Annotated in this window: 8 protein-coding genes and 4 pseudogenes; 6 read left to right on the forward strand and 6 right to left on the reverse strand. The window is 67.7% G+C overall.

Translation table 11 applies throughout. The features are described from left to right. Both AAT21_RS15110 and AAT21_RS15115 read right to left on the reverse strand, forming a co-directional pair. Window positions 1-135: pseudogene (locus AAT21_RS15110) on the reverse strand (SAM-dependent methyltransferase); the annotation flags it as partial. A gap of 547 nt (window positions 136-682) precedes the next feature. Continuing rightward, window positions 683-1,129 carry a GNAT family N-acetyltransferase gene (locus AAT21_RS15115; protein WP_046777034.1) on the reverse strand — a complete coding sequence of 149 codons (447 nt, stop codon included), beginning with the start codon at window positions 1,127-1,129 and terminating at the stop codon, window positions 683-685. 1,034 nt (window positions 1,130-2,163) lie between these two features. On the opposite strand from AAT21_RS15115, the pseudogene AAT21_RS15125 reads away from it, so the two are divergent. From AAT21_RS15125 to AAT21_RS15135, 3 genes and pseudogenes are all read left to right on the forward strand, one after another. Further along, a pseudogene (locus AAT21_RS15125) lies at window positions 2,164-3,669 on the forward strand (Mu transposase C-terminal domain-containing protein); the annotation flags it as partial. Between the two features lie 470 nt (window positions 3,670-4,139). Next, the gene (locus AAT21_RS15130) at window positions 4,140-5,426 is read left to right on the forward strand and encodes an IS256 family transposase (protein WP_046777035.1); all 1,287 of its coding nucleotides are present in this window, start codon (window positions 4,140-4,142) and stop codon (window positions 5,424-5,426) included. Between the two features lie 39 nt (window positions 5,427-5,465). Further along, a pseudogene (locus AAT21_RS15135) lies at window positions 5,466-6,851 on the forward strand (UvrD-helicase domain-containing protein); the annotation flags it as partial. A gap of 544 nt (window positions 6,852-7,395) precedes the next feature. On the opposite strand, the gene AAT21_RS15140 reads toward AAT21_RS15135, so the two are convergent. The 3 genes and pseudogenes from AAT21_RS15140 to AAT21_RS15150 all read right to left on the reverse strand — a co-directional run bounded on the left by AAT21_RS15140 (window position 7,396) and on the right by AAT21_RS15150 (window position 13,371). Then, entirely contained in the window at window positions 7,396-7,926 is a 531-nt protein-coding gene (locus tag AAT21_RS15140; RefSeq protein ID WP_046777036.1) for an SMI1/KNR4 family protein, read from the reverse strand. A gap of 96 nt (window positions 7,927-8,022) precedes the next feature. Next, a pseudogene (locus AAT21_RS38995) lies at window positions 8,023-12,721 on the reverse strand (putative T7SS-secreted protein). Next, window positions 12,718-13,371, reverse strand: coding sequence for a hypothetical protein (locus AAT21_RS15150; protein ID WP_046777037.1), 654 nt, complete (start codon window positions 13,369-13,371; stop codon window positions 12,718-12,720). The pseudogene AAT21_RS38995 and the gene AAT21_RS15150 overlap by 4 nt, the downstream one beginning before the upstream one ends. Window positions 13,372-14,015: 644 nt before the next feature. Here AAT21_RS15150 and AAT21_RS35655 point away from each other — a divergent pair. Next, window positions 14,016-14,851, forward strand: a protein-coding gene (locus AAT21_RS35655) for an IS5 family transposase (RefSeq protein ID WP_107081270.1) whose coding sequence is annotated in 2 segments (ribosomal slippage) — window positions 14,016-14,358 and window positions 14,358-14,851 — 837 coding nt in all. Because the reading frame shifts where the segments join, the coding sequence is not laid out codon by codon here. A 66-nt stretch (window positions 14,852-14,917) separates the two neighbouring features. Here AAT21_RS35655 and AAT21_RS15165 read toward each other — a convergent pair. Next, entirely contained in the window at window positions 14,918-15,739 is an 822-nt protein-coding gene (locus AAT21_RS15165) for a MerR family transcriptional regulator (RefSeq protein WP_046777040.1), read from the reverse strand. A gap of 224 nt (window positions 15,740-15,963) precedes the next feature. Between AAT21_RS15165 and AAT21_RS15170 the strand changes: the two genes are divergently transcribed. Then, window positions 15,964-16,347 carry a hypothetical protein gene (locus AAT21_RS15170; RefSeq protein WP_157879708.1) on the forward strand — a complete coding sequence of 128 codons (384 nt, stop codon included), beginning with the start codon at window positions 15,964-15,966 and terminating at the stop codon, window positions 16,345-16,347. Then, a complete protein-coding gene (locus tag AAT21_RS15175; RefSeq protein WP_046777042.1) occupies window positions 16,344-16,622 on the forward strand; it encodes a DUF6959 family protein in 279 nt (92 codons plus the stop codon). The genes AAT21_RS15170 and AAT21_RS15175 overlap by 4 nt, the downstream gene beginning before the upstream one ends. Window positions 16,623-16,642: the final 20 nt, after the last annotated feature.

The following is a 16,642-nucleotide window of genomic DNA, read 5'->3' on the forward strand; positions in this document are numbered from 1 at the left end:
CGACCGGTCGGCATAGAAGCCGTCCCAGAAGCCCTTTCCGTCGCCTGTCACCAAGCGGCCGGCCTCGGATTCAGATGTGAAGAGTCCGTCCAGGAGCGCGAGAACGTCCTCGACGGTGCGTACGGTCCGGTCCATCCGGCCCCCCTTTCGACCGAGACCGATGATAGGAACGGCGGGGATTAAAGGCCAGGTCAGACGGCATATGGCGATCGGTGGAGTGGGCTACTGCGGCCCTCGCAGCAGGCAGGGAAGGAACCCTCCAGACCCCGACCCGACATTCGCCCACACACCCATCAGGGGGCAGGAAGGGACCATCCTCGGCCGTGCTGGGGACACCATCCCGACGAGTTTTCCAGCGGTGCCACAGGGCGAAGGTAGCCTGATGCGGCACCAGCAGGGGAAGGACGGCAGGCCCCGTCGTGGCCGCTGCTGTGCCACCGGGCGCGTGACGAAACAGGACTTCTGCCAGCCTGTCGCTGCGGCCGCGCGACGGCGGGCCGAGCCGTCCGACTGGGCACCGGCGTAACTCCCAAGGACACCCCGCGAGTGCGGGGAGCCGCCTCAGGACGGGCTGCTCCCAGCCCCCGTGGCGCTGTCGACCGAGGGCAGGACCGGCAGCCGTCACACGTCGCCTACACCGCCCCGGTCGGCAGCATCCAGCGCTGCGCTCCGGTCCTGCGAGTCAGGTCAGGCGCAGGTCGATCCAGGGCACGGTGTCGCTTTCGCGCAGCAGGTAGCGTTCGACCTCGATGAAGTCGTGCTGCTCGGCGAAGCGCAGTCCGTCCGGATTGGAGGCCAGCACCACGGTCTCGATGACCTGGGCGCCCAACGCGCTGGCCTGGCCCAGGGCACGCTGGTAGAGGCGGGTGCCGAGGCCGCGGCGGCGGTACTCGGGCAGGACGCGGGCGATGACCGTGGCGGTGGCGCCGTTGTCGCCGGTGGGCGGGCGCACGGTGGTGCAGCCGGCCAAGGTGTCGCCGAGGTAGGCGACCTCCATACGGTTGCGGTCGGCGCGGGCACGGACGTCGTCGAGAGACAGCACGTCCCCGGGGATGATCAGGTTGTGGACGTACTGCCAGCCGTGGATCGAGGCGTCGTCGTCCACCCCTTGGATGCGTAGGTCGGTCATCGGCCCAGCAAACCGGTGCGTGCCGCAGCGCGTCAACCGCGATTGCTGCGTGGGGAATTGCAGGTCAGGGCCGCGAACGGCGGTGCAGGGGAAGCGCGGGGCCTACCCGGGCGGTCACAGTCTCTGCGACGGGCCGGGCTCCGTCCCGGCCGGGCGGGACGCAGTACTGCCGGGGCCGCCCGGCCTCGGGCCGGCCCGGTGTGCTGCGCTTCGGCCCGCGGGTCAGGTCGATCCAGGGTGCCTGCGGGTGCGGACTCGGGGTCTCCATGGGGTCGGGGTCCATCCCGACTCTCTCGGCGAGCGCCTGGCCGCCTTCGGAGCCTGCCGAGCGCTGTGCGGGTACGGGGCCGCTTGCGAGACCGTGGACGCGCCGCCGGGCCGGCCTGGTGCTCGCGCGGCCATCCGCCGGTCGCTGCGTCGCGCACTGCCGGCGAGGTCCGTGCTGCACGCTCATGGGGGGCGGAGCACGCTCTCCTCCGACCCCGCAGACACCGAGCCCCTGGCCGGTACCGCGGCACCGGGGAGGGACGCGCTAGCCGAGATCCATCAGCATGCTGTCTCCGTCCTCGTGTGCAGCTGCGAATCTGCGGTTTGTTGTCACTGGGGGAGTGGCGGGTTGTCACTGGCAGCAGGGGTGTCGTGTGGTCTGTTTGCGGGTTCGGGGTGGTTGGTCCGGTGACACTGCACCGCGTCTGAAGTAGTGACAGGGGATGACGTTTTCCCTGGACAGGGTGTTGCAGGTTCCTTGAACGGGTTGTCCGGGGTGGTTTCGGTTGGTTGGGCGGTGCCACCGCTGATCCGTCTCCCGGGGCCGTGATGTGTTACCTGCTGGGGCCTGGTGGTGTCAGGGGAATGCGGATTGTGATGTCACCGGACTGCGGAACAGGGCTTGATGGGGGAGGGAGCCGCCCTGTGGAGGGGCAGGCGGATGGGGAGGGGGCCGAGATGGACGGGAGTACGTCGCAGGGCACCGGTGGCGGGGGCGATGCCGTTCCGGGCGGGCGGTTCCCGTCGGGCTGGCCCGCCGGCAAGCGGTGTCGCGTCTGCTGGCACTTCAGGCCAGGGGCGAGCTGGGAACGGAGCATGCCCGTCTCGTCGCTGCGGGGGCGGGGGTGTCCTTGCGGACGGTGTGGCGGTGGCTGGCCGCAGCCCGGCAGGAGGGCCGCGCCGACGCCCGCCAGCGGGAACATTTCACCATCACCGAGGATGTCCACGCCCGGCTGGTGAGGTGGTGTGGGAACGCCGCCGCGGTACACCGGGAGCTGCTGGCCGAGGCACGGGCCGCAGCCGGTACGGAGGCCGACGTCGCGCGTCTGGTGGCTCAGGTGCCGTCGTTGGCGACGCTGCACCGAGCGGTCCGCCGGGACCTGAACCCGGGACAGCGGGCGGCACTGGCGGGCGGTGAGCGGGCACGTCGTCGCCACGATGTCCACCTGCGCCGGCCGAGGGAGTGGCGCAACGCGTGCTGGGAGGGCGATCACAAGCATGTCCCGGTCGAGGTCGAACTCGACGGTGAGCTGGTCTTCCCCTGGGTGACCTGGTTCATCGACTGCGCGACGAACGCGATCACCGGAGCGGCAGTCACCCCGCACCAGCCCTCCAGGGACGCGATCCTGGCCGCGCTCAGGATCGCCCTGTCTCGCGACAGCGACGGCCCGTACGGACCGATCGGTGGTCTTCCTTCGCTCGTACGGATCGACAGGGGCCAAGACTTCCTGTCCGCCGCCGTCGCTTCCGCGCTTGCCGCGTTCGCCGTCCCGGTCTACCCGGTGGAGGCCTACCACCCTCATCTGAAGGGCACGGTCGAGAATCTCAACCGGTGCGCACAGAGGATGCTGTTCGCCTCACTGCCCCGCTTCTCCCACCGGCCCACGGACGGACTGCGTCCCCGTGACCGGTCCCAGGACACCACGCAGCCGCTGCCGTTCACCGCGTTCGTCGAGATCCTGCTGGACTGGGTGGCGTGGTGGAACACCGAGCACACCTCGCAGGCCCTGGACGGCCGTACCCCTCTGGTTGCGTGGGAGGCCGACCCGACGCCGGTGGAGGACGTGGACCCCGCCCTGCTGTGGGCTTTCACCCTCGAAGACGACGGCAGGGCACGCACGCTCACCACCAGCGGCGTGCGCTGGCGTAACAGGTACTACGTCGCCGACTGGATGACCGGAATGGCTGGCGACGGCCTGAAGGTGCGCGTCCGCCACATCCCGCATCACGATCACGAGATCGAGGTCTTCGCCGCCGCCACGGACATCTACCTGGGCCCCGCCTATCTGGCCGATGCGGCCACGCCTGAGCAGCGTGCCGCGCTGCGCCGCAGCCGGTCCGCGGAGAAACGCAGTCTCACACGGGCCCTGACGGCGGCGGGCCGCCGCCAGCGCGAGCGGTACTCGGCGGTCACCAGCGCTGAGCAGCCCCAGCGGCTGGGGGCAGTGACCGAGGCGGAGGCCGGCGTGGAGCTGGCGGCTGCCGGGCGGTCGGATCTGTCGCGGCTGGCGTTGCCGGACCTGATCCCGCCTGCCGCGCCGCCCGTCGGCTGGCGCACGCCGCCTTCCCTCGCCGCCCGCACCCGCCGCGCCCCTGCGGAAGCCACGACCGCTGACGTCCGCCCTGCTCAGACACCGCCGACACTCACCACCCCGACACGGCCAGCGCTCCCGACCAGGACGATGCCGGTACCGACACGAGCGGCGGGGGAGGCTCGCGGTGACAGCCTCCACCTACCAGTACGTCGATCTGCCCGATGCCCAGGTCGTGACGACGCGTGCTCTGCTGACCGCCAGGGAGAACATCGCGGACACGGTCGCGGCACGGGCGATGATGTGTATCCACGGGGGCGCCGGCTTCGGGAAGACCCTCGCGGTCAACACCTGCCTGCGCGAGCTGGAGGAGACAGCGGGCGAGGAGGTGTGCCGGGTCACCTTCCGCGCCCGCCCCACCGCCCGCGCCGTCCGCTACGAACGGGACTGTAAATCGTTCGGTGTAACTCCCGATCAAGGAAGATGCATCGATGACCAGTGAGAACGTGACCGAGGCCGTCGAGGCGGCTGCGCCGCAGCGGGCCAAGGCGGTGGATGACCGGCTGATCGACGAGTTGGTGTCCCGGGCTCAGGCCGAGGGCCTGCAGCTGACCGGCGAGGGCGGACTGCTCCAGCAGCTGACGAAGCGGCTGCTGGAGTCCGCCCTGGAAGGCGAGATCACCGACCATCTCGGCTATGACAAGCACGACCCGGCAGGGAAGAACGGCGGCAACTCCCGCAACGGCACCCGCGCGAAGACCGTCCTGACCGAGGTCGGGCCGGTGGAGATATCCGTGCCCGGCGACCGCGACGGATCCTTCGATCCGAAGATCGTCAAGAAGCGGCAGAAGCGCCTGACGGGCGTGGACGAGATGGTCATATCGCTGTCCGCGAAGGGCCTGACCATGGGCGAGGTCCAGGCCCACCTCGCGGAGGTCTATGGCGCCGAGGTCTCCCGCCAGACGATCTCCACGATCACCGACAAGGTCATGGACGGCATGGCCGAATGGCAGAACCGGCCCCTGGACGCCGTCTATCCGGTGGTGTTCATCGATGCGATCCATGTGAAGATCCGTGACGGAGCCGTCGCCAACCGGCCTATCTACGTCGCCCTGGCCGTCACCGTCGAGGGCCGGCGGGACATCCTGGGGCTGTGGGCTGGCGACGGCGGCGAGGGCGCCAAGCACTGGATGCACATCCTCACCGAGATCAAGAACCGCGGCGTGAACGACGTCCTGATGCTGGTCTGCGACGGTCTGAAGGGCCTGCCCGACGCGGTCGAGACCGTCTGGCCCCGCACCACTGTCCAGACCTGCGTGGTCCACCTGCTGCGGAACTCCTTCCGCTATGCGGCCCGCCAGGACTGGGACAAGATCGCCAAGCTCCTCAAGCCGGTCTACACCGCCGCGACCGAAGAGGCCGCACTGGAGCGTTTTGCGGAGTTCGCCGACGCCTGGGGCAGGAAGTATCCGGCGATCGTCCGGCTCTGGGAGAACGCCTGGGAGGAGTCCACCCCGTTCCTGCGGTTCGACACCGAGATCCGCCGCATCGTCTGCACCACGAACGCGATCGAGTCCGTGAACGCCAGGATCCGGCGGGCGGTCAAGGCCCGCGGGCACTTCCCGAACGAGACCGCCGCCCTGAAATGCGTCTACATGGCGATCATGTCCCTCGACCCCACCGGGAAGGGCCAGGCCCGCTGGACCATGCGCTGGAAGACCGCCCTGAACGCCTTCGACATCACCTTCGACGGCCGCCTCTCCGCAGCACGTCAGTAACCTCGAACACCCTGGTTACACCGTTCGATTGACAGACCCGGCACCGGGAAGACCTCCACCCTGGCGCTGCTCGCCACGGGAACCAGACGCCGCGGCCGCTACCTGGCCTTCAACAAGGCCATCGCGCTGGACGCCGCCAGCCGCTTCCCCGCCCACGTCACGTGCAAGACCGCACACTCCCTCGCCTACGCCGCGGTCGGCCACCGCTACCGGTCCCGCCTGGGCAGCGCACGCCAGCCCAGCTGGAAGACCGGACAAGCCCTCGGTATCACCAGACCCGTCCGTGTCGGAGACAACGACCTTTCGGTCAAGGTCCTCTCCCACACCGTCCTGAAGACCCTCTCCAGGTTCTGCTACTCAGCAGACCCCGCCATCACCAGCCGGCACATCCCGCACCTGCGCGGCCTGGACAACGCCGACCACCACAACCAACTCGCCGCCACCGTTCTCCCGTTCGCCCGCAAAGCCTGGGAGGACCTGCAGCGCCCCGAACAGGGTGTTGTCCGCTTCGAACACGACCACTACCTGAAGATGTGGGCCCTCTCCGAGCCGAAGATCGACGCCGACTTCCTCCTCCTGGACGAGGCACAGGACACCAACCCCGTGGTCGAGCAGGTCTTCACCGCCCAGCGCGGACACGCCCAGCTCATCATGGTCGGAGACTCCGCCCAGGCCATCTACGGCTGGCGCGGCGCCACGGACGTCATGACCCGCTTCGACGGCACCCCCCTGGCCCTGACACAGTCCTTCCGCTTCGGCCCGCACCTCGCCCGCGAAGCCAACCGATGGCTCGCCCTCGCCGGAGCACCCATCCGCCTCCAGGGCACCGAGGCCATCCCCACCCGGCTCGACACCGTCGAGACTCCCGACGCCGTCCTGTGCCGCACCAACATCGGCGCCATGACCCAGGTCCTCACCCACCTCCAGGCCGGCCGCCGCGTCGCCCTCACCGGCGGCGGGGAAAGCCTGCGCAGTCTCGCGCTCGCTGCCCGAGACCTCAAGAACGGCCGTCCCACCAGCCACCCTGAACTCTTCCTCTTCCCCTCCTGGGGTGAACTGCAGGACTACGCCGCCTACGACCCTGCTGGCGCCGACCTCCAGCCCTTCGTCGACCTGATCGACACCCACACCCCCGACGCGCTCCTGGCCGCAGTCAGCCAACTCGTTGACGAACAACATGCGCAGGTGACCGTCTCCACAGCCCACAAGGCCAAGGGTCGTGAATGGCCAACGGTACAGATCGGCAACGACTTCAGGCCACCAAAGGACGCTGAAGAACCTGACGCCCAAGGCCGTCCCGTACCCGGCCCCATCGACGACGCAGAGGCACGTCTCGCCTACGTTGCGGTGACCCGAGCCAGAGGCTGTCTCGACCTTGGAGGGCTGGAATGGGTGCATGATCACCCCAACGGAAACCCCGAGTGACACGGCGCCAGGCGAAACCGAAGCCTCGCCTGGCCGCCGGAGTCTCGGAGACGTCGTGCTCGCCGACCGCCTGGTGGCCGCGCACCGTGCTGCGGGTACCCCAACGCCGCCCGCCGCCGATCAGTTGTTGCTGGAGTCCGTCCGCCCGACCCAGGGGCGAGTGCTCCTGCCGCGGAAGGACCGCTGACGAGGGTGCTCGTCGGGACCGAGAAGTTGAACGTGGTTCTGTCCGTGGCCCTCGGCGGGTTTGTGCTGGGCTCGCAGGGCGCGCCAGGTGTGTTCCGGGCTCCACGGCACTAGCGCGCTCCCGACGGGCGGCGCCGCATCTTGCACGGCTTCGCCGACGCGACCTCGATGACGGTGGGCCGGGGCAGCACGATGCCCGCATAGGTGGAGCTGATCAGCAGGCCGTTTCTGCTCCCGCCCTGTGCAGCAGGGCGGCGCGAAGAAGGCCGTGCCCCGGTTGCCGCGCCGTCAGGTGTAACAGCGACCGCCCGGAACCCCGCCGGACCGAGGATGCTCGTGTCGGCAGAGCGCCGGACCGTCACGCCGGACCGAGTCGGCGGAATTCATGTGTGGCCAAGGGGAACAATGAGGAGAGAACAGTTGACTGCAGCTCTCCGGTAAGGACGGAGGCGAGGAATTGCGTGCACGATACGGGGAAGTGTTCCCATCGGTCGCTCACCTCGTTCACCATGACGGTCCATTCGTTCGGCTCAACGCCCGGAAGAACGAGCCAGTACAGACATTCTCCGTTGTCCGTGGTCGCCCATGGGATGAGCACGGATCCCTCGGTCTCCAGTTCTGCTGGCTTCTTCTCGACCGTCCACAGGTCTTGCAGGTCTTCGAACTGGTACTTGGCCCACTTGAGGAGGTCGTAGTGCTTGTTGGGACAGTCGGGCTCCAGGACGTAGAGGTAGTTGTCCCAGTTGCTTCCTCCGTAGACGCCGATGAGTTCCTTGTAGTCGTCGGGGAGTTCGAATGCGAGGATACGTTCGACCTCACCCCAATCCTTGTCGCGGGGCTGGCTCGGCGGTGGGGCGATTTCGAGGAGACGTGCAAGGGCGTTGCTCACGGCGGGGTCCTGTTCCTCAGGGTTAGCGAGTCCGGACGGACGGGACGATGGTAGGCGAGCAGGGGCGGGCGAGTCGCACCTGCTCGACGAATCTTGTCATTCCTTCGGCTGATTGGGAATGAATGCAGTGTTGCCTGATTCGGTTATTCCAGTACTCCAGTGCTGGGTGAACGTGAAGCCATTTGATCCATAAGCCTCGATGTATACCCCGGTGGGGATTTTATCAGTCCCGTTGTATCGGGGGGTGACGCTGTACTGGATTGTCTCCCCAGCCTCCACCGCGGCCCTTACTTGATTCTCGATTTTCCGCATGACGGGGGAATTCGCGTAGGCATGCATGGTGACGAAATTCGCTGGATCCCAGTTGGATCCGCCGAGTTGTGCAGCAAGGAGGTGGGCCCGGTTGTACCCTGCGTCCGTCTGCCAACCCGGCGGATCACCGTGCGGATCCGTAGGGTTCTTCCCCATCATGTCCGGCCCCAGCGTGGCGTGCATCGCTGTAGGGCGTCCCTCTGCGTCCGGTTTGCCGTAGACGACCCTGCCGCCCCACGTAGGGTCGTCCGGCTCGTTCTTTTTGCAGGGGAGGAGGCCGAGGGGATCCGCCCACAACAGGGGGTTGTGGACGTAGGCTGTCGGGTTCGGGGCCGGGGCGAGGCCGAGGGGGTCCTGGCTGAGGTAGCGGGCCGATTCGGGGTCGTAGTAGCGGAAGTAGTTGTAGTGGAGTCCCGATTCGGGGTCGAAGTACTGGCCCGGGAAACGGAACGGGGTGTATGCCGTGGCGTCGCGGTTCCACGTCGTCGTACCCCAGAGGGTGGCGCGGGTTCGCCAGGCCAGCTCGCCCGACTCGTCGACGAGTTCGGTCGGGGTGCCGATCAGGTCGGTCACGATGGCGAAGAAGCGTTCCTCGTCGGTGTCCGTGCGGCGTTCCGTCTGGGAGACGGGCCGTTGGCCCGCGTGGTCCCAAGTCAGGACGACGTTCGCAGTGGTCTCTTCGCAGAGGTTCGTGCCGTCCCAGGTGAAGTGGACGGTCTCGGAGGGGGGACTGCTTGGATATTCTTCGGCCCAGGGGGTCATACGCGTACCGCCAGACCGTGCCGTCCGGTGTCGTCACCGCGGTGAGACGGTCCTCCGCGTCCCACTCATAGCGCCAGGTGTCGGGTTTCCGGGACAGCCGCGTTCTCTGGCGCAGCACGATCCGGCCCTGGCCGTCGTGTTCGTAGCGGACGGCGCCCGCACCAACGATCCGAGTGCCCTCGTAGGTGCGGGTACCCGTCGCGGAGTGCGACGGGTGGCTTGCCGGCCACGAGGCCTCCGTCTGGTTGCCGGCGTCGTCATAGGCGTACCTCTCGGTCCAACCGTGGGCGTGGACGGCCGTGACGCGACCGGCCGAGTCCACGTCGAAGCCGCGGGTACCAGAGAGTGCGTCGCTGATGCCGACGAGACCGCCGCCCATGCCGTAGGTGTACGCGCGGTGCTGGAGGCCGCGGCTTCCGGAAGTGACGTCCTGAGTCGTCAAACGGTTCATCTCGTCGAAAGACGACGTCAGAGCCACGAAGTCCGATATGGTGCGCCCCACCTCACGACCCAGGAGATCGAAGGAGAAGGCGATGTCACGCCCGGACGTGGTCAGCTTCGCCCTGCGGCCGGCCGCGTCGTACGACCATTCGCTGACCGCACCGCCGGGCGTCGTTCTTCCCACCTTGCGGCCCACTGCGTCATATCGGTATGTCAGCGTCCGGCCATTGACCTTCTCGGATTGCAGGCGGCCGTAGCGGTCGCGCATGCGTTCCAGTCCGGCGTCCGGGCCAGCAGCCACCGCGAGTTCATCGAAGATGTCGTATTCGAAGGTTGTGACTCCGTGGCCTGCGACCTCTTTGCGGATCACCTGGCCGAGGGCGTTGTGCGTGAAGTCGATGCGCTGACCCAGACCGTTCACCTGTGAGGTCAGACGCCCCGACGGGTCGTAGTCGTAGCTCAGAGCCCGGCCGTCGAAGTCCGTCTCCGCGACCAGCCGACCCGCCGCGTCGTAGGCATAGTCCCAGGTCAGACCCTGCGCGTTGGTCACACGCGTCAGACGCAGGTTGGTGTCGTAGGAGAACTCCTGACGAATCCCGTCCGGGCCCGTGCGGGCCGTCAGCAGGTCGAAGTCCGTGTACGCGAAGCGGGTGGTGCCGCCCATGGAATCGGTGTGGGTGAGGCAGTTGCCCTCACCGTCGTACGTCCAGGACTCCACGGTGCCGTCGGGTGCGGTGCGCCTGGAAGGCCGGCCCTCGACCGTCCACTCCATGCGTGTCTGTGCGCCGAGGGCGTCGGTGACCTGGATCCTCCGGCCGAAGGCGTCGTGTTCGTATCGGGTCGTGGCACCCGACGGATCGGTGACCTCGAGGGGGAGACCCCGGGGGTCCAGGACCAGCCGGGTGGTAGCACCGAGCGGATCGGTCATCGAGATGAGCCGGCCGGCCGCGTCGTAGGCGAACTGCGTCGTCGCGCCCGAGGGGGTGGTCACCGACGTGCGGTTTCCGCGCTCATCGAAGGTTTGACGGGTGACGTTCCCGTCAGCGCCGACGATGCATATCGGCATCCGGTTGTCGTCGTACTCGAACCGGGCCTGCCGCCCGTCCGGACGCTCCATCACCGATATTCGGCCGTGCTCGCCGTAAGTGAAACGGCTGCTGTGGCCCAGCGGGTCGGTCCGGGACAGCAGTCGGTTGTGCCGGTCGTACTCGAAGCGGGTGACCGCCCCCAGCGCGTCGATCTCGGCGACGACATGGGAACGCTCGTCGACCCCGAAGCGCTTCGTGTGGCCGAGGCCATCGGTGATCGTCGTCGTGCGCAGGCCGGTCGCCGGGTCCGGGTCGCCCCAGGTGAATCGCGATTCGACGTGGCCGTTGGTGCCGGACTGGTAGGTGCAGCGGTCCTGGTCGTCGTAGACGTAGTCGTAGCGGCTGCCGTTGGTGTCGGTCCACGCGGTGATGCGGCCATGTTCGTCGCAGTCGAAGCTCAGGGGGCGGCCGGAGGAATTGGTGACCTCGGTCAGGTGACCGTCGGTGTAGCCGTAGCGGAGGATCTCCTGGTCGGAACCGTCCGCAGCCGCTCCCGCGAGATGGAGGGCCGTCACTCGGCCTTCGCTCGTGGTGAGCTTCAGGTGGTATCCACCGTGGTGGACGATCGAGGTCGGTGCGCCCGCTTCGTCGTGTTCGAAGCTGATCCAGCGCCCGTTGCGGTCGTCGATCTGGGCCAGGAGCGCGAGCTCGTCGCTGTGATCGACGAAGTGCCAAACCCTGCCGGTATCAGGGTCGGTGAGGGTGTAGCCGTCCTCGACCCGGTCCAGCGGCCACCGTCGGCCGTGCGTGGGCATCACCGGGATGCCTGGGGCCGGGTGAGGGTACGCCAACAGGCTGCCCTCGTCGCAGCTGAAGACCACGCCTTCCGTGTCGATCTCCAGTCGCTGGTCCACCGTGCTGGACCAGGTGGGACCGAACCAGCGACCTGAACGGTGCGATGAGTCGAAGGTACGCCGAAACACGAGGGGAAGGGATCCGGGAAGGGTGATGTCCGTCTGCGGCAGCAGCATGCGGCCGGTCGCCATGTCCACCGGGTCGCCGTCGCATACGTTGTCGCCACACTGGTTGCTGTTGTGGTTCGGATCCTTCTCGTGATCCCCGCGGCTGCCGCCCGGCTTCTTGCCGTCCGGGTGCTTCGCGTCGTCGAGGAGTTTGGCTGCTGTGGTGGCTCTGCGGGTGGTACCGGCCAGCAGGCCGCCCCCCTTGGGGCCGATGGCTTCCGGGACGAGCGTGCCGCCGAACTCGTAGGGGTCTTTCATCGCGCTGTCCAGCATGGCCTTGGCCGCTGCACCAGGGTCGTTGGCCGCCGTGAGGAAGCCAGCGCTCATGCTGTTGAGGCCCATCTGGGCCACGGTCGGGTGGTTCATGTTGTACGGGTCGTGGGGGTCGAGCCCGCGGGCGAAGTTGACCAGGCCGGCCGTACCCTTGGCGATGCCGCCGACAAAGTGTTCGACCTCCGCGCCCTTACGGACTATCTCAACCAGCGTGGCCTCCGCTGCCGATACCTTCGGCGCCGCGTCCCGAGCCTTCTCCAGGGCCTGCGCCACCGAGCGGGCGACGTCGTCGCGTTGGCGCCGCGCCTCGGCCAGCTTCTGCCGGGCGGCCTTGATGCCTTCCGTACCTGGGTCGGTGAAACCCATGGGGCGGGCCGGCAGCGGATCCTGCTGGGCCTTGACAGCCGACTCGTAGTCCTTGACCCATTTGTAGTAGGCGGCGTGGGCGTTCTGCGACAGTTTGACGGCGGCCTTGTACTCGTAGATCGCCTCCTTGGCCTGCCCCTGCGCCCAGGTCACCGTGTCGGCGAAGCGGCCCACTGCGTCGGCTGCCGTCTCGAAGGCGGCCGCGGCCGCGAACCAGCGCGGCGCCTTCTCCTGGACGGAGTCACGAAAGGCATCGGCAGCGGCACCCTTGATGCCGTCCGTGCCCAATTTCTTCAGGCCCTCCCCGGTACGGGTGAAGGCCGCGTGGAAGTCATTCAGGTGCCCGGCGGTCGCCCGCAGGGTGCTTGCGCTGCCGTGGACCAGTTGCTTGGGATCGTCGCTCTGGCCGAGCTCGACCTCCCCGACGTCGGCGCCCAGACGGTTCGCAGCGGAGTTCGCCGTGTTCCGGACCGCGTTGGCGCCCCCCTGCCAACCGACATCCTCCAGCTTGTCCGCCGCCTTGTCGCCAAGCCACTCGACCGCGTCACCCGTGAGGGCCGCGCCCTTCTCCAGCCAGTTGCCGCCGCTCATCGGGAAACGCCCCCCTGATCCCCGCGCTGATCACTGTCCTGATCGCCACCCTGCTGGTCCGTCCCCTGCGGGTTACGGACGCGGTCGAGGGTCTCGCGGTCCATGCCCTGCGCTTCGGCAACCTCCTCCACCACGCCGCCCACGAAACCCTCGTTGAGCAGGCCCTTCTTGGTGTCCGCCCACGTACGGTCGAAGTCCTCCCTGGCCTGACGCGCCTGCTCCGGAGTCTCCCGCTTGAACGCGTGATCCGACAGGACCGCTTCCAAGGACTTCTTCTCCACCTCGTCGTTCGAGGCGTAGGGGTTGCCGATACCGGCGTTGACCACCACCTTGAAAGTGCCCTTCAGGTACTGGTCCTGCTCCCACACCGAGCCGGCCCCGATACCCAGGCGCTCGGCGAGTCCACTGGTGACGACGAAGAGACTGGCCACGCTCATGTCCCAGCGTTCGCAGAACCCCTCCAACGCCGCCGCGACCGATGGATGGCCGGCTTCCATGCCTGTCGGGGCCAGCTGGCTCATACCACCACCCGCAACGGCCGAGGTGCCCATCGCGAACTCACGCAACTCCCCGACCGCGGAACGCAGACCGTCCTGGATGTTCCGCACCGCAATCGGATCCATATCCAGGTCTGGGCTGCCACCACTCATGATCCACTCCCCCCAAGCTTCCGGAGACGCTACATGAGAAGACCGACAGATCCGGTACCGGGCGTCGACGTTCGGCCAGGTCAGAGGACCGCGGCGGCCTGTCCCGGCGGCTAGCCCGGCCCCAATTCGCACTGCTGCGGTGCAATGCCGGCAATGACGGAACGGATGATCTGCACCTCGCCGTCGACGCCGCAGGCCCGGGCTAAACGGTGCAGATCTTGCGCCCGCTGCCGTCGGCGATCCCCGCGAGTCTCCTGACGTCGATGGGGGACCGTCGCAATGCCTCCGCCATGGCAGCCATACACCAACTGCGAGGTCGAAACGTTTCCGCCCCACCCAGCCCGAGGAATGAATGCTCCTGGCCCGGATGCGCTCAACCAGCCGCTTCGATGACCGGGTACAGCCGCCGCGTTGTGGAGTCCGTGTCACCTGCTCCTAAGGGCATGCGACCTGACGGAGCTGCACTAATTTGATGTGATCTGTGTCATGCTGCCGGGTCTTGTTTCAGGCACTTCTTGCCGAATTGGTGTCATATTTCGACTGGTCTTTGATTGACAACTGCACTACTTCATTTGCCAGTTGGATCAGATTTGCCTTAAGAGGATGTCTCACGTGGTGCATGGCCTGCGGCATCATGAGCGGTTGTGGGTGTTGATCTGTCGCAGCGGCTGGTCCCTGACGAACTCTGGGAGCTGGTCGCCCCGTTGCTGCCGTCGTTCGCTGCTCGTCCGCAGGGTGGTGGGACCGCTCCGTGTGACGAGCGGGCGGTGTTCACTGCTGTGGTGTACGTCCTGACCAGCGGCTGCGCCTGGCGGCATCTGCCGCCGACGTTCGGCACCTCTTCCGCGACGGCGCACCGCCGGTTCACGGCGTGGACCAAGGCGGGCCTGTGGCGCCGGCTGCACCGCGCGGTCCTGGATGAACTCGGGGCCAGGGGCGAGGTCGACTGGACTTCGGCGATTACCGACGCAGCGTCCGTCCGGGCGAAAAGGGGGGCACCCTGACCGGGCCGAATCCGGTCGATCGCGGCAAGAAAGGCAGCAAACTGCACGTCCTGTCTGACGCTCAGGGCATCTCGCTGGCCGTCGCGGTGTCCGGGGCGAACCTGCACGACAGTCAGGCGTTCAAGCCACTGATCCTGGCGATACCAGACATCCGCTCCCGGCGTGGACCGCGCCGACGGCGACCGGTCAAGATCCGCGCTGACAAGGCGTACTTCTCCGCCGACCACCTGGCCTGGCTCCGCGACCGCGGCCTGATCCCGCGGATCGCACGCCCGGGAAGGGAGTCCGGCGAACGGCTCGGCCGCCACCGCTGGAAGATCGAGCGGTCGATCTCGTGGCTGTTCGGATACCGCCGGCTCACCGTCCGGTACGAGCGAAAGGGCACTCACTTCCTTGCGTTCCTCGGTCTTGCCGCCGCGCTGACCTGCTACAAGAAGCTCGCCAAACTAAGGTCGGGCAGCCGCGGACAACTGTGACCACCGACTGCCCGGCCGTGACGCTCGAGCCCGTGGGGGCCTTGTTTGGGACGACGGCCCTGGGTCTCAGGGCTTGGTCACCGGCGCCTGGAGTTCGGTCACCCAGTCGTCGCGGTTGTCCGGGCACTCCAGGCTGATCTCCCGGGGGTATCCGGCTGACTGGTACCCGTTTTCGTCGATCCAGAAGGCCAGGGCCTGGGCTGTAGGCAGCACGGTGTCCATCGAGCCACGGTGCACGATGGTCGCCGCTTGGTCGACGGGCGGCAGGTCGAGCACCCGGAAGGCGCCGTCCTGGAGCGGGGCCGCGACCTGGACGGCGGCGTGGACGCTGATCCTGCCACCGCCCTCCGGGGCATCCTCGTAATAGGCGACACCAGGCCCCGCAGGCGTTACCCCGGCCGTGTCCAGGCACCGGAACAGCTCGTCGTAGAGCGGCCCGATGACCGGGCCGATGTCCTCGGGCTCGAAGCTCGCGGCGGTCGCGGTCAGCTCCGCCACCCGGATCGCCGGGATGCTCTTGAAGACGACGTCGTTCGTGGGCATGTGCCCCTCGCTCTCGATCGACCGGAGCCTCGCCTCGACCTGGACCAGCCGCGCCGCCGCGGCGGCCATTGCGACCTCCAACTCGGCCCGCCGCAGCCGCAGCATGGCGCGCAGTTCTTCGGTGGTGACCTTCTCGTCCAGGATCTGCTGGACCTGCAGGAGGGTCAGGCCGAGGTCTTTCAGAGCAATGACGCGGTTGAGGCGGGCCAGCTGGGCAGCCGAGTAGTACCGGTAGCCGGTGGTGGGGTCGACGTGGGCCGGGCGTAGCAGTCCAGTGGCGTCGTAGTGACGCAGCATGCGGACCGATACGCGGCCGTGCCGGGCGAAGTCTCCGATGGTGAACATGATGTCTCCGAGTTCAGCGCCTGACACGGTGTGAGGGTCAACAAGCCACTGCCCGACCGGCACCGGGCAGCCACGCTGACGGTAACTCAAGCGCCGGTCATGTGAAGTGCCCCGTCAGGCAGAGTCACCACGTGAGACACCCTCTAAGGGTCTGGCCGACGGATCTGGCGGAGCCGCCTCCTTGAGTAAGCCCCGATGCACCCATGTTCAAGGGGTGTGCTGAGATGGGGCCCTTCGACCAGGGAGAGAAGATGGACAGCGGCGCGCACGAAGGCTGTGGCCCGGTAAAGGGGCTCTCCCCGGATGATTACGTGTTCGTGTCCAAGCGCGTGTTCCGTGGGCAGCCGGTCATGCGGGTGCACCTCGATGAGGACGGAGACTGGCAGGCGTTCTCGAGAGCCGAACCACGCTGGTTCGGACGCCCGCAGCTGCTTCACGCAGCCCACCTGCTGGAGCGCGATCCGTCGTTGGCCAGCATGCCGGCCCTGCCACTGGGCCACCTCGCGACCCGCGATGAGGCTTCGGGAACAACCTGGCACCCAGGGGTGACGAACCGTGACGATTACGGCTGGATGAGGTCCGGCACCTGCTGTTGGATGATCCGATGAAACTCATTGAGGCCGAACTGCTCACCGAACCAGGCAACGACACGGTGGTACGCCTGCCACCACGCCGCTTCCCCGGGGTACTGATCCAGGGCGACTCGCTGTCGATCATCCGCAGCGACGTTGCCGAAATCGTGGAGGCCTGCGCCCAGGGCGACGTCGACGAGGCCTACGAGGCAGCCACCCTCCTTCTGGCCGGCATCGATGAGCTTCTGGACCGCTACGAGAGCGCGTTGAAGGTTCACGGCATCGAGCGCCCCTACGCACCCCGCACGTAGGGGGCCGGACTGCTGGCGTG

The organism is Streptomyces yangpuensis (genome assembly GCF_001005295.1).
GTDB lineage: Bacteria > Actinomycetota > Actinomycetes > Streptomycetales > Streptomycetaceae > Streptomyces > Streptomyces yangpuensis.

What these genes read in the sequence shown, in the direction of transcription:
- AAT21_RS15150 (WP_046777037.1), bottom strand. Translation starts at nt 13,371, where the DNA reads ATGAGTGGTGGCAGCCCAGACCTGGATATGGATCCGATTGCGGTGCGG.
- AAT21_RS15175 (WP_046777042.1), top strand. Translation starts at nt 16,344, where the DNA reads ATGAAACTCATTGAGGCCGAACTGCTCACCGAACCAGGCAACGACACG.
- AAT21_RS15115 (WP_046777034.1), bottom strand. Translation starts at nt 1,129, where the DNA reads ATGACCGACCTACGCATCCAAGGGGTGGACGACGACGCCTCGATCCAC.
- AAT21_RS15170 (WP_157879708.1), top strand. Translation starts at nt 15,964, where the DNA reads ATGGGGCCCTTCGACCAGGGAGAGAAGATGGACAGCGGCGCGCACGAA.
- AAT21_RS15165 (WP_046777040.1), bottom strand. Translation starts at nt 15,739, where the DNA reads ATGTTCACCATCGGAGACTTCGCCCGGCACGGCCGCGTATCGGTCCGC.
- AAT21_RS15130 (WP_046777035.1), top strand. Translation starts at nt 4,140, where the DNA reads ATGACCAGTGAGAACGTGACCGAGGCCGTCGAGGCGGCTGCGCCGCAG.